Origin of the sequence: Elizabethkingia argenteiflava (genome assembly GCF_009904105.1) — a bacterium.
Taxonomy (GTDB): Bacteria; Bacteroidota; Bacteroidia; order Flavobacteriales; family Weeksellaceae; genus Elizabethkingia; species Elizabethkingia argenteiflava.
In genome coordinates this window covers 16,644-29,613 of the sequence record NZ_JAAABJ010000610.1, presented here as the reverse complement: position 1 = coordinate 29,613, position 12,970 = coordinate 16,644, and the positions used below count along the sequence as shown (strand labels likewise).

The window sequence follows — 12,970 nt, the reverse complement described above, 5'->3', positions numbered from 1 at the left end:
AAAATCATCTGAACAAAGAACGATTGAATCTGGACAACATGCAATGCACTGTATGGTGAAACGATTAACTGAAAACAGTAGCTATACACACCGAAAAAAAAATGAGAAACTCTAGCCCCTACTGAGAGTGAAGCGCGCTCATTAAATGCATGGAAGATGAAATTGTAATGACGACTTTGCTAATGAGAGAATTTTACACCGAATGTACCCATATAAAGCCTATCAAAAAGCAAATTTCACCAAGCAAAGTCTTTCTCTCTATTTATATTTTTCCTTCCATTTCTTACTCATTTCAGTTTCAATTTTTTTCTCCGTAGAGTTATCCCCAGGGATATAAAAAGCAGTACCCACAATCTTCTCTGGCAAAAATTCTTGCTCAACAAAATTACCCTTATAATCATGCGAATATTTGTACTCCTTTCCATAATCCATTTCACTCATAAGTGGAGTGGGCGCATTTCTCAAATGCAAGGGTACGGGTAAGTCACCTGTATTTTTAGCTAACTTCATAGCGGTATTAATAGCAGTATAGGTCGAGTTACTTTTAGGAGAAACAGCTAAATAAACCGCACATTCACTTAAAATAATTCTAGCTTCAGGGTTGCCTATAACATTAATTGCCTGAAAACAGTTATTGGCCATCATCAACGCATTAGGATTGGCCAAGCCTATATCTTCCGCAGCACAGATTAACATTCGCCTCGCAATAAATTTAATATCCTCTCCTCCTACCAGCATTCTGGCTAACCAATATACGGCTGCATTGGGGTCCGAACCTCGAATAGACTTTATAAAAGCGGAAACTATATCGTAATGCTGTTCTCCATTTTTATCATAGAGCGCCATACTTTCCTGCAATACATTGAGTACATCCTCATTCTCGATTTCATGTTTTGTACTATTGATAAATTGATTTAGCACAATCTCAATCGCATTAATCAACTTACGAGCATCTCCCCCCGAGTACTGGATAAACAAAGATTTATTTTTTATGGAAAAGTGAGTCCTAAAGTCACGATTGTATTTTTCAATTGCTTTAATGGATAACTTTTCAAGTTTTTCATACTCAAGAGCTTTAAGAACATATACCTGACACCTGGACAGTAATGCTGAAACGACTTCAAAACTAGGATTCTCAGTAGTGGCTCCTATCAAGATTACCCAAGCTTTTTCTACCGCATGCAATAAGCTATCTTGCTGACTCTTACTAAAGCGGTGAATTTCATCAATAAATAAAATAGGGCTCTTCCCAGAAAAAAGATTCTGTTGCTTTGCCTGATCAATAACATCCCGTACCTCCTTTACCCCTGAAGATACAGCACTGAGTTTAAAAAATTTCCGACCAGACTGCTCGGATATAATCTCCGAAAGAGTCGTTTTCCCTGTCCCCGGAGGTCCCCAAAGGATGATAGAATTAAGGGTATCATGCTCTAACATCTTCCGTATAGGACCTTTAGGCCCAGTTAAATGTTCCTGCCCTATAACCTCATCTAAACTCTTAGGCCTTAACTTCTCGGCCAATGGTATATTTACACTCATGAAAAATCAATATAAAAGCATCAATTTCATGCTTTAATTTTCCAAATTTAAATAAATTTCATCTATTTTTGTGAGTATTAAAATTGAAAATGTTAAATAGAATTCTTATTTTCCCTTTTATCATCTTGATAAGATTTTATCAGTATGCTATATCTCCATGGTTGGGGAAAAATTGTAGATACAGCCCTACATGCTCACACTATGCACTATTAGCACTACAACAGCATGGATTCTTAAGAGGAGGCTATCTTAGCATTAAGAGAATTTTAAGATGCCACCCTTGGGGAGGCCAAGGTTATGATCCTGTGCCTGACAAGAACCGAATAAAATAATAAAATACTCAGAATGAACAAGATATTCTTTAAAATCTACCTATTTATTTTCGCACTTTTTACCCAAGGGCTTTTCTCTCAAAATTATGCTCAAGACTTGTCGGACGGTGTACTCATGCTCAATGAGAAAAAAGTATCCGTGAAAATATTTGCAACTACCTCAGGAGCTAATTTTGTAGCGTTTTTAAAAACAAGCGCTCCCTACAATACACTGGTGATTCTTAACCCTATCATTAACGAGTACGCTCATACCAACGTTTTTGAAGAATATAAAACACAAGGCTATCAGCTTTTAGATGAGCACTTTCAGCCTACCAATACGGACGATACTAAACATTATAAATATTTTTACAAAGCTCTGGCTCCTCAAGACATTATTGAATCCGGAACTTCGGCCCGACTGGAAACCCCCTACAAAATATGGAATCCCGCTATAGGTATATCTTTAGGTCCGGTGACTCTACACTATTACAGCTTAATGTTTGTACTGGCTTTTGGATGTGGGCTTTTTCTGATGAAAAAAATATTCATCATCGACGGTGTCGACTTAAAATATCTGGATTCTCTTTTCACCTGGACCGTTATCGGCACTATATTGGGGGCTCGTCTAGGCCATGTGATCTTTTACCAGCCCGAGTTATTTAAACAAGATTTCTGGTCTGTTTTTTTACCCATCCAAACAAAACCCACTTTCAAATTCACGGGTTTTTCAGGACTCGCCAGTCATGGCGCAGCCATTGCCCTGATTTTAACTACCCTTTATTATTCTTTCCGCATTATTAAAAAAAATCCTTTATGGGTTTATGATAGAGTGGGAATCACAATCGCATTGGCCGGAACCTTCATAAGAATGGGAAATTTTTTCAACTCAGAAATTATAGGAAAACGCGTCGCTGAAACGTCTCCTTTCGCTATTTTATTTCCACAACAAAGTAGTGAATATGGACTCACACTCCCTCGCTATCCAAGTCAACTTTTCGAAGCGGCTGGTTATTTATGTTTATTTATTATCCTGTGGTGTATCTATCGTTATACCAATAAAAAATACCACCAAGGTTGGTTATTCGGTTTATTTTTAATACTACTGTGGACCATCAGATTTTCTGTAGAATTTCTAAAAGAGCCTCAAGGGGACGAATTCATCCAATTTGCAGGCCTCAATACAGGACAGGTTCTAAGCATTCCTTTTATACTGGTGGGGTTTGTTATTATGATCGTTTCAAAAAGAAAAAATTATTAAAAGACATCTAATTTACTTATATTTATATTAAAAAAAGAAAAAATGAAAATTATCAATGAATTTAAAGAATTTGTGCTAAAAGGTAATGCTTTTGATCTTGCGGTAGGGGTAATTATTGGGGGTGCGTTCAATAAGATTGTGACGGCTATTACTGATGACCTCCTTTTACCTCTTGTTGCGGCCATCATAGGAAAACCAGATTTTAGCAGTTTTTATTTTGCTTTAGGAAAAGGGGCCGAACTCATTCCGGAGGGTACCAGCTTAGAAAAAGCCAGACAAATTGCCCCCGACACAGCAATCTTTGCATATGGTAATTTTATTACTGTTGTTGTAAATTTCTTACTATTGGCGATCGTAATATTTTTAATGGTAAAGAGCATCAATAAAATCAAGAAAACCCAATTCGAGGAGCAAGCTGCGGAAGCCTCTTCTACAGATCAACTTCTAATAGAAATTCGCGATGAATTAAAGAAAAAATAAGGTATAGAAAATTTATTAATTTTTCTGTAAATAATAAAAAACCTCCGAGATGCTCGGAGGTTTAAAAAATAAATCCTAATAATAAAATCGACTTTAATATATTAAACTATAGTAGATTTTCCAATCTGAATATTTTCGTAGTTATAATAACTACCTTTCTGCGAATTTCGAATAAACTCCGCCACAAAATCACCCACCTCAGCAGTAGAATAAGCCCGCTCAGGATTGAGATCCTCTGTTACGCACCCCTTAGATATAACGGTGGCTACAGCTTTTTCAACAACTCTGGATTCAGCATCGTACCCCAGATGTTCCAACATCATCGCCACACTTAAGATAGAAGCAAGAGGATTAGCAATCCCCTTTCCCGCAGCCTGAGGATAAGAGCCATGAATAGGTTCAAATAATGAATATTTTTCCCCTATCGAGGCCGAAGGCATCAGACCAATAGATCCACCGATCACGCTGGCTTCATCAGAAATGATATCACCAAACATATTCTCGGTTAAGACCACATCAAACTGCTTTGGATGCAAAATCACTTGCATTGCAGCATTATCTACGAAAATATATTCCAAGGTAACATCGGCATACTGATGGGATATTTCTTGGCATATCTTCCTCCACAATCTGGAGGTATCCAAGACGTTCGCCTTATCAATCAAGGTCAATTTTTTACGACGCTTTCTTGCGGCCTGAAAAGCCAGGTGTGCTATTCTCTGAATCTCGAATCTGTTATAACTACAAACATCATAAGCATACTCTCCTTGTTCCTCCGTAAACTTCTCTCCAAAGTAAATACCACTAATCAATTCTCTGTAGATTACCATATCGGTATCCTTAATCACTTCTTTTTTCAATGGACTGCTCTCGACTAAGGTATCAAAAATCTTCAAAGGCCGTATGTTCGCGAATAAACCTAGTTCTTTTCTCAATTTCAATAAGCCTTGCTCTGGTCGCAGCTTAGCCTTGGGATCGTTATCAAAATGAGGATCGCCTATCGCGCCAAACAAAACAGCATCTGAATTTTTACAAATTTCCAGAGTTTCATCGGGCAATGGATTACCCGCATTAAAAATAGCTTTCGCCCCCACTAAGCCCTCATTAAACAAGAATTTACACGCATAAATTTCCGAAACAGCCCCTAAAACCTTAAGACTTTCTTTAATCACTTCCGGACCTATTCCATCACCAGGAAGTACTGCAATTTTTATTTCATTCATATGTTATTTGTATGTGTTTTTTTTCAAAAGCTTCAATGTGTTTTTTCTTGCTCATTAAAAAATCGAGGTCATCATAGCCATTTATCAAACAAATTTTCTTGTAAGCATCCAGCTCAAAACGCTCAGATTTATCATTAAAACCCACCTCTTGTTTTTCTATATCCACAAAAACCTGAGTGGTAGGATTTTCGGTTATGCTTTGTAATAAGTCCGCTAAAAAATTATCAGATACTGTTACAGGTAGTAAAGCATTATTTAAAGCATTCCCTCTAAAAATATCCGCAAAATAGCTTGATATCACCACTCTAAATCCATAACCTGATAGTGCCCAAGCGGCATGCTCTCGGCTGCTACCACACCCAAAATTATGACCTGCCACCAATATCTGCCCTGAATATCGAGGATTGTTGAGAATAAAACTTTTATTAGGTTTATTATCCTTATCAAACCTCCAGTCTCTAAACAGATTTTGACCAAATCCTTTTTTATCGATACTTTTAAGAAACCTTGCAGGAATAATCTGGTCAGTGTCTATATTTTCCATAGGTAAAGGGATAGCCATAGAAGTGATATAAGTGAATTTTTGCATTTTATTCAATCTAGATGTTTAAAATTTTTCCTTTTACAGCTACCTTAGCCGCTGTTAAGGGACTTGCAAGCAAAGTTCGTGCTCCCTGCCCTTGCCTTCCTTCAAAATTTCTATTAGATGTGGATACACAATATTCTCCTTCAGGGATTTTATCCTCATTCATAGCCAAACAGGCAGAGCATCCTGGTTGACGAATCCGAAATCCTGCTTCGGCGAAAATTTTATCTAAACCCTCGCTGCACATTTGTTTTACCACTTGTTGGGATCCCGGAACTATAAGCGCGTGAATATGATCTGCCTTTCTCTTACCTTTGATATAGGCAGCTACGGAACGAAAATCCTCTATTCTAGCATTGGTACAACTCCCTATAAACACATAATTTACAGGAATGTCACTAATCGACTGACCTTCCTGAAAACCCATATATGCCAAAGCCTTTTCTTGGGATTTATTCTCTGGACGCGGAATAGATTCAGAGAGATTAATTCCCATACCGGGATTGGTTCCGTAAGTAATCATAGGCTGAATATCTTCTCCCCTAAAATGATATTCTACATCAAAAACAGCATCCTCATCAGATTTTAAACTTTTCCAATATTTTAATTGGGAATCCCATTTTTCTCCTTTAGGCGAAAATTTTCTATCTTTTAGATAGGCGTAGGTGGTTTCATCAGGAGCGATCATTCCTCCACGAGCCCCCATTTCTATACTCATGTTACATATCGTCATGCGCCCCTCCATAGACATTTCCTCAAAAACATTTCCAGCATATTCACAGAAGAAACCGGTTCCGGCATCTGTACCTATTTTTGAGATAATATAAAGAATAACATCCTTAGGCTGTACTTCTACATTTAATGTTCCATCCACCCTAATTCGCATTGATTTAGGTTTCTCCAATAACAGACACTGACTGGCCAATACCTGAGCGACCTGACTGGTGCCTATACCAAAAGCGATGGCACCAAAAGCACCATGCGTAGAAGTATGGCTATCCCCGCAAACAATACTCATACCCGGCTGGGTAATCCCCAGTTCAGGTGAAATAACATGAACAATACCCTGATAAGGATGCCCCAATCCATAAACTTCTATATGATTTTTTTCACAATTCTCCATAAGCTGTTCAATCTGTTTCTTGGATAATTGATCTCTTATAGGCTTATCCTGATTCAAAGTAGGCACGTTATGATCCACCGTAGCCGTAATCTGTTGAGGACGAAAAACCTTTAACCCCTTAGCCTCCAATTCGGCAAAGGCTTGAGGACTCGTCACTTCATGAATCAAATGCCTATCAATGTAGATCATCTGTGGACCTTGGGGAATGCTATCTACTACATGAGAATCCCAGACTTTATCAAAAAGTGTTTTCTTATCTGCGCTCACAACTGACACCTTGGTTATAATTATTTAGAATAAAATTTAAATCCTCCTCATTCACCTCTTTTTTAAGATCTGCTATTTTTAGAAATTCAATATACAGGTTGTCCAATTCGGTTTTGGTTACATTAAATCCCATATTCTTAAACTTATAGGCCAAAGCTGAGCGTCCGCTCCTGGCGGTGAGAATAATTGAGGATTCGATTAGGCCTACTTCTTCGGGATTGATAATTTCGTAAGTAACTCTATTTTTAATTACGCCATCCTGATGTATTCCCGAACTGTGAGCAAAAGCGTTAGCTCCTACAATGGCTTTATTAGGCTGCACCATCATTCCCATCATATCAGCAGTTAATAAACTGAGTTCGGTTAACATTTTGGAATTAATAGCGGTGATAAAGTTCAATTTTTTATGTTGTCTAAAAATCATAACTACCTCTTCCAAAGCTGTATTTCCGGCTCTTTCTCCTATTCCATTTATAGTACATTCTATCTGCCGCGCTCCGTTTAATACACCTGCTAGTGAATTGGCAGTTGCCAAGCCCAGGTCATTATGACAATGGCAGGATATCATCACTTCATCTATACCTTTGACATGCTCTTTTATATATTTTATTTTAGCTCCATATTCCTCTGGCAAGCAGTAACCTGTGGTGTCTGGAATATTCAATACCGTTGCACCGGCTTGTATAGCAGCTTCGCATACTTTTGCCAGATACACATTATCGGTTCTCCCCGCATCTTCTGCATAAAATGCTACATCGTCTACAAAACTTTTAGCATACTGTACAGCTTCTACGGCACGCTGTATAATTTGATCATGCGTAGCATTAAATTTATATTTTATATGGTAGTCAGACGTTCCTATGCCTGTATGAATCCGAGGGTTTTTAGCATATTTTAAAGCTTGTGCTGCGGTCTCTATATCTTTTTTATTGGCTCGGGTAAGCGCGCATACTTTTGCATTTCTTACTCGTTTTGAAATCTGATAAACCGATTGAAAATCCCCAGGACTTGAAATTGGAAACCCCGCTTCGATAACATCCACGCCCAGCTCATCAAGCTTAGATGCAATCACTAATTTCTGTTCCACATTCAATTTACATCCGGGCACCTGTTCGCCATCTCGTAAAGTTGTGTCAAAAATTTCAATCTTGTCGGCTTTCATAGGGAAGTTTTATTTACTTTTGAACCAAAAGTATAGCAATGTGATATTTAGTCTTCTTCATTTACAAAAAAATTACAATATTCATTCTTACTCCAATAACATATAACATATTGTATACCAATAAAATAATTATTTATTTTTTACAATGGCAGATTTGCAAAAAGATTTTCTCTTCGTTCTTATAAAATCTCTTTCTACCTCTGAAAAGAGACAGTTTAAACTATATGTTAATCGCTTAGGTGTAAATACTGAAGCTAAGTTTTTACTTTTGTTTTTGGAATTGGATAGAATGAATGAATACGATGAGTCTATCATATTGGCTAAAAAAATATCGACCAAACAGCAATTATCAAATCTAAAAGCACATCTGTATAAACAAATCTTAGTCAGCCTAAGAATGAACCCCAGTCTCCAAAATAACAGAATTCATCTGCGGGAACAGCTAGACTTTGCTACCATACTCTATCAAAAGGGACTTTACAGACAAGCCCTCAAAGTCTTGGATAAGGCGAAACAAAATGCCTTAGAAATGGATGAAAAAACATTAGCTATAGATATTATAGATCTTGAAAAAGTAATAGAATCCCAATATATTACGCGAAGTATTGAAGGCCGTGCAGATGAACTCATTAGGCAATCTCAAGAATTAAGCATTCAAAATACTTATTCTACCAACTTATCTAATTTGTCGTTAAAGCTATATAGCGAGATGTTGATCAATGGATATGCCCAAAATACCCAAGATGAAGAAAAAATCATCAGGCTTTTCACAGAACAGATAAAGGACATCCAATTTTCTAAACTTAATTTCCGAGAAAAACTATGGTTTTACAAGGCACATGTATGGAAAAATCTTTTGTTACAAAATTATAAAGGCGCTTATAAATATGCCAAAAAGTGGGTGGAGTTATTTTATGAAAATCCAGAAATGATTAAAAATCATCCGGTGTGGTACATTAAAGGAAACTCCAATCTGATGAAAATACTTTTTATAAATGGACAGGTACAAAAGCTAGAACAATACTTTGAAAAATTCCAGATCACCATTTGTACCCCTCCCTTTACGGTAAACGGGAATCTACAGTCCCTAACTTTTTTAAATGTTTATAATACAATAATGAATATACATTTCATTAAAGGTGAGTTTTTTAAAGGAACCAAGCTCATCCCGGAAGTGGAACTAAAAATGAAAAAATTCCGGGATAAAATAGATGATCACCATTTTCTTATTCTCTATCTTAAAATGGCAGCTTTGTTGTTTGGATCAAAACAATACGAAGCCTCCCTAAGGTACGCCCATCGAATTATTCAAACTAAATCTGGCATACAAGAAGATCTGGCATTTCATACCCGCGTGCTAATGTTAATGGCAAAGTATGAGTCGGGTATGGATGAGGATTACGATGAATTTGTTATACAAACTGAGCGTTTTGTAAGCAAAATGAAAAATCCCAATCGGCTACATCACCAAATCATCTGTTTTTTCCAACAATTGAATCAGGTTTTTTTCTCGGAACAAAACCTGATTTTTGCAGATTTTCATAATGTACTCCAAGCTTGCCACCAACACGATTTTTACAAAAGAACACTGTTGTATATAGATATCCAAAGCTGGGTAGAATCCAAGGTAAAGCATCTAGATGTTATGAACATTATAAAACAAAAGGTAAAGCCCCCAAAACCATAGTATATTTTTGCCCATTTTTTTTTAATTTTGCATACATTTTTTTCAACTATGATAAAGATAACTCTTCCGGACGGAAGCATTAAGGAATTCGAGGCTCCGATAACTCCGCTTCAAGTAGCGCAATCCATTAGTGATGGATTAGCGCGCAATACGATTTCGGCATTGGTCAATGGCAAACAAGTAGAAGTAAGTACAGCCATAACCAAAGATGCCAAGGTTCAGCTTCTGACCTGGAATGACGATATGGGTAAAAAAGCATTCTGGCACTCCTCTGCCCATCTCTTAGCACAGGCTATTTTGGATTTTTATCCCTCGGCTCATCTTACTATAGGACCCGCTATTGAAAATGGCTTTTACTACGATGTCGATTTTGGAGATCAAGCTTTTTCAGAAAAGGATTTTGAAAAGATAGAAAAGAAAATGTTGGAAAATGCAAAGAAAAATTCAACATTTAAGCTCTATCCTATTTCTAAAGCTGAAGCCTTGGAAACTTATAAAGCGAATCCTTATAAAACAGAATTAATCGAAAACCTAAATGATGGTGAAATCACTTTCTGTTCTCACGATAATTTCTTTGATCTCTGCCGTGGAGGGCATATTCCAGCTACAGGCATCGTAAAAGCAGCAAAAATTCTGAATGCTGCAGGCGCATACTGGCGTGGAAATGAAAAAAACAAGCAATTAACCCGTGTATATGGTATTACCTTCCCTAAACAAAAAGACCTTACGGAATACTTGGCACGTCTAGAAGAAGCTAAGCGTAGGGATCACAGGAAATTAGGAAAGGAATTGGGTATCTTTACTTTTTCCGAAAAAGTGGGGGCAGGTCTTCCACTGTGGTTACCGAAAGGTGCCGCTTTAAGAAAAAGATTGGAGAATTTCTTATCTGAAGCTCAAAAAAAGCAAGGTTATGAGTTCGTTATTACGCCTCATATCGGTCATAAGGAATTATATGTTACTTCAGGACATTACGAAAAATACGGAGAAGATAGCTTCCAACCTATTCATACACCGCATGAGGGAGAAGAGTTTTTATTAAAACCCATGAATTGCCCTCACCACTGTGAGATCTATAAAGCTCAGCAATGGTCGTATAAGGATTTACCTAAACGCTATGCTGAATTTGGTACAGTCTACCGCTATGAACAAAGTGGTGAACTACATGGCTTGACCAGAGTTAGGGGCTTTACTCAGGATGATGCTCACCTCTTCTGTACACCCGATCAGCTACTGGAGGAGTTTGAAAAGGTAATCGACCTGGTACTCTATGTCTTTTCTTCTTTAGGGTTTAATGATTTTACAGCACAGGTGTCCTTAAGAGATCAAGAAAACCGAGAGAAATATATTGGTACTGAATCCAATTGGGAAAAGGCAGAAACGGCTATTCTCCAAGCCGCAACTCAAAAAGGCTTAAAAACGGTTATTGAATATGGTGAAGCCGCTTTTTATGGTCCTAAACTAGATTTCATGGTTAAAGACGCCTTAGGTAGAAGCTGGCAACTGGGGACGATTCAGGTAGATTATAATTTACCCGAAAGATTTGATCTGTGGTATACAGGAGCCGATAATGAGAAACACAGACCGGTTATGATTCACAGAGCTCCCTTTGGATCTATGGAGCGGTTTATTGCCATTTTGATTGAGAATACTGCCGGAGATTTTCCTTTATGGCTTAGTCCAGAACAATTTATTATTTTGCCAATTAGCGAAAAATATGTAGATTATGCAAAAAAAGTTTCGCAATTGTTAGAAAATCACGATATTTGCGGTCTGATTGACCAGAGAAATGAGAAAACGGGTAAAAAAATCCGTGATGCAGAGCTCAGGAAGATCCCTTATATGCTTGTAGTTGGTGAAAACGAAGAACAAAGCGAGAGCATCTCTGTAAGGAGAAGAAGTCAGGGGGATTTGGGTGTCATGTCAGTCGAAGACTTCATAAAAAGAGTAAAAGAAGAAATAGCTAACCATTTAAATCAGTAATACCATAGCACTAAGAAGACCAAACAACAGACCACCGATGCGCAAAAAAGAAGATGCGCATATGATAAATGAAAAGATCAGAGCGAAAGAGGTTCGCTTGGTGGGAGACAATGTAGAGCCTGGCGTATTTCCACTTGCTACTGCTCGTAAAATGGCAGAAGAGCAAGAGTTGGATCTAGTCGTTATATCCGATAAGGCAGAGCCTTTTGTGTGTCGTATTTTAGATTATAAAAAATTCTTATACGAACAAAAGAAAAAACAGAAAGAGTTAAAGGCCAAGCAAGTTAAAGTTGTTGTAAAAGAGATTCGATTCGGTCCTCAAACCGATGATCATGACTACGAATTCAAAAAGAAACATGCAGAGAAATTCCTGGAAGAAGGCGCTAAACTAAAAACATATGTTTTCTTCAAGGGACGGTCTATTGTTTTTAAAGATCAAGGAGAGATTCTCCTCCTGAAGCTAGCTCAAGATCTAGAACACATTGGAAAAGTAGATCAGCTTCCTAAACTGGAAGGAAAGAGGATGATTATGATGATGAGCCCTAAAAAAGCTATAAAATAATTTTAGAAATGTATTAATACAGTAGCCTTTATTATTGCAAGACTGTATTTCTCTATAAAATATTGATAACAAAATAAAAAAGCAAAAAATGCCTAAATTAAAAACTAAATCAGGAGCTAAGAAACGTTTTGTTCTGACTGGTTCAGGAAAAATCAAAAGAAAACACGCTTTCAAAAGCCACATCTTGACTAAAAAAGAAACTAAGCAGAAGAGAAATCTTACGCAAACAGGTCTCGTTAGCCAAGTAGACAAAAAAAGCGTGCTTAAGCAATTAGCCATCAAGTAGTTTTTATAAATCTCAATTCGGTTTATAAGAATTCTAATCAATTCAAACACAAGTTTAACCCTGAAGCGGAGCCTATCAAGTGTAACTTATAGTTTAGTTGCCGCCCTCTTCAAAAAAACAATTAAATTATGCCTAGATCAGTAAACGCGGTAGCCAGTAGAGCACGCAGAAAAAAAATCATGAAGCAGGCTAAAGGTTTTTTCGGTAGAAGAAAAAACGTTTGGACTGTAGCTAAAAACGCGGTAGAGAAAGCCATGCAATATGCTTACCGCGGCAGAAAAGAGAAAAAGAGAAATTTTAGAGCTTTGTGGATCACCAGGATTAATGCGGGATGTAGAGAACAAGGAATTTCTTACTCTAAATTCATGGGAGACTTAAAGAAAAACAACATTGAGCTTAACAGAAAAGTTCTGGCTGACCTTGCTATGAATCACCCTGAAGCTTTTAAAGCTGTTGTAGATCAAGTAAAATAATTAATCATTATGTTATCAATAGAACTCTCA

13 protein-coding genes are annotated in these 12,970 nt (G+C 37.2%); 8 read left to right on the top strand and 5 right to left on the bottom strand.

From position 1 onward, the window contains the following. Positions 1 to 258: 258 nt before the first annotated feature. The gene (locus GNY06_RS10340) at positions 259 to 1,539 is read right to left on the bottom strand and encodes a replication-associated recombination protein A (RefSeq protein WP_166520000.1); all 1,281 of its coding nucleotides are present in this window, start codon (positions 1,537 to 1,539) and stop codon (positions 259 to 261) included. 89 nt (positions 1,540 to 1,628) lie between these two features. Between GNY06_RS10340 and yidD the strand changes: the two genes are divergently transcribed. The 3 genes from yidD (at position 1,629) to mscL (ending at position 3,591) form a co-directional block, all read left to right on the top strand. Next, a complete protein-coding gene (gene yidD / locus GNY06_RS10335; protein ID WP_166519999.1) occupies positions 1,629 to 1,871 on the top strand; it encodes a membrane protein insertion efficiency factor YidD in 243 nt (80 codons plus the stop codon). 418 nt (positions 1,872 to 2,289) lie between these two features. Then, positions 2,290 to 3,111 carry a prolipoprotein diacylglyceryl transferase gene (gene lgt / locus GNY06_RS10330; RefSeq protein WP_317163786.1) on the top strand — a complete coding sequence of 274 codons (822 nt, stop codon included), beginning with the start codon at positions 2,290 to 2,292 and terminating at the stop codon, positions 3,109 to 3,111. Positions 3,112 to 3,153: 42 nt separating this feature from the next. Next, the gene (gene mscL, locus GNY06_RS10325; RefSeq protein WP_166519997.1) at positions 3,154 to 3,591 is read left to right on the top strand and encodes a large conductance mechanosensitive channel protein MscL; all 438 of its coding nucleotides are present in this window, start codon (positions 3,154 to 3,156) and stop codon (positions 3,589 to 3,591) included. A gap of 101 nt (positions 3,592 to 3,692) precedes the next feature. Here mscL and leuB read toward each other — a convergent pair whose 3' ends face one another. Genes leuB through GNY06_RS10305 form a run of 4 tightly spaced genes read right to left on the bottom strand, consistent with a single transcriptional unit; the run spans position 3,693 to position 7,952 of the window. Then, a complete protein-coding gene (gene leuB, locus GNY06_RS10320) occupies positions 3,693 to 4,814 on the bottom strand; it encodes a 3-isopropylmalate dehydrogenase (protein ID WP_166519996.1) in 1,122 nt (373 codons plus the stop codon). Next, positions 4,807 to 5,403 (bottom strand): 3-isopropylmalate dehydratase small subunit, encoded by a 597-nt coding sequence (gene leuD / locus GNY06_RS10315; protein ID WP_166519995.1) that lies wholly within the window; start codon positions 5,401 to 5,403, stop codon positions 4,807 to 4,809. Before leuD ends, leuB begins: the two co-directional genes overlap by 8 nt. A gap of 10 nt (positions 5,404 to 5,413) precedes the next feature. Continuing rightward, the gene (gene leuC, locus GNY06_RS10310; protein ID WP_166520015.1) at positions 5,414 to 6,790 is read right to left on the bottom strand and encodes a 3-isopropylmalate dehydratase large subunit; all 1,377 of its coding nucleotides are present in this window, start codon (positions 6,788 to 6,790) and stop codon (positions 5,414 to 5,416) included. After that, positions 6,777 to 7,952: a 2-isopropylmalate synthase gene (locus GNY06_RS10305; RefSeq protein ID WP_166519994.1), complete on the bottom strand. Its 1,176-nt coding sequence runs from the start codon at positions 7,950 to 7,952 to the stop codon at positions 6,777 to 6,779. Before GNY06_RS10305 ends, leuC begins: the two co-directional genes overlap by 14 nt. A gap of 145 nt (positions 7,953 to 8,097) precedes the next feature. Here GNY06_RS10305 and GNY06_RS10300 point away from each other — a divergent pair, with 145 nt between their 5' ends. The 5 genes from GNY06_RS10300 to rplT all read left to right on the top strand — a co-directional run bounded on the left by GNY06_RS10300 (position 8,098) and on the right by rplT (position 12,940). After that, positions 8,098 to 9,639 carry a hypothetical protein gene (locus tag GNY06_RS10300; RefSeq protein ID WP_166519993.1) on the top strand — a complete coding sequence of 514 codons (1,542 nt, stop codon included), beginning with the start codon at positions 8,098 to 8,100 and terminating at the stop codon, positions 9,637 to 9,639. Between the two features lie 48 nt (positions 9,640 to 9,687). Then, on the top strand, positions 9,688 to 11,619 hold the full coding sequence (thrS, locus tag GNY06_RS10295) for a threonine--tRNA ligase (protein ID WP_166519992.1): 1,932 nt from the start codon (positions 9,688 to 9,690) through the stop codon (positions 11,617 to 11,619). 37 nt (positions 11,620 to 11,656) lie between these two features. Next, a complete protein-coding gene (gene infC / locus GNY06_RS10290) occupies positions 11,657 to 12,181 on the top strand; it encodes a translation initiation factor IF-3 (RefSeq protein WP_166519991.1) in 525 nt (174 codons plus the stop codon). 88 nt (positions 12,182 to 12,269) lie between these two features. Further along, positions 12,270 to 12,467 (top strand): 50S ribosomal protein L35, encoded by a 198-nt coding sequence (gene rpmI, locus GNY06_RS10285; protein ID WP_166519990.1) that lies wholly within the window; start codon positions 12,270 to 12,272, stop codon positions 12,465 to 12,467. Between the two features lie 128 nt (positions 12,468 to 12,595). Then, on the top strand, positions 12,596 to 12,940 hold the full coding sequence (rplT, locus tag GNY06_RS10280) for a 50S ribosomal protein L20 (RefSeq protein WP_166519989.1): 345 nt from the start codon (positions 12,596 to 12,598) through the stop codon (positions 12,938 to 12,940). The last annotated feature ends 30 nt before the right edge of the window (positions 12,941 to 12,970 follow it).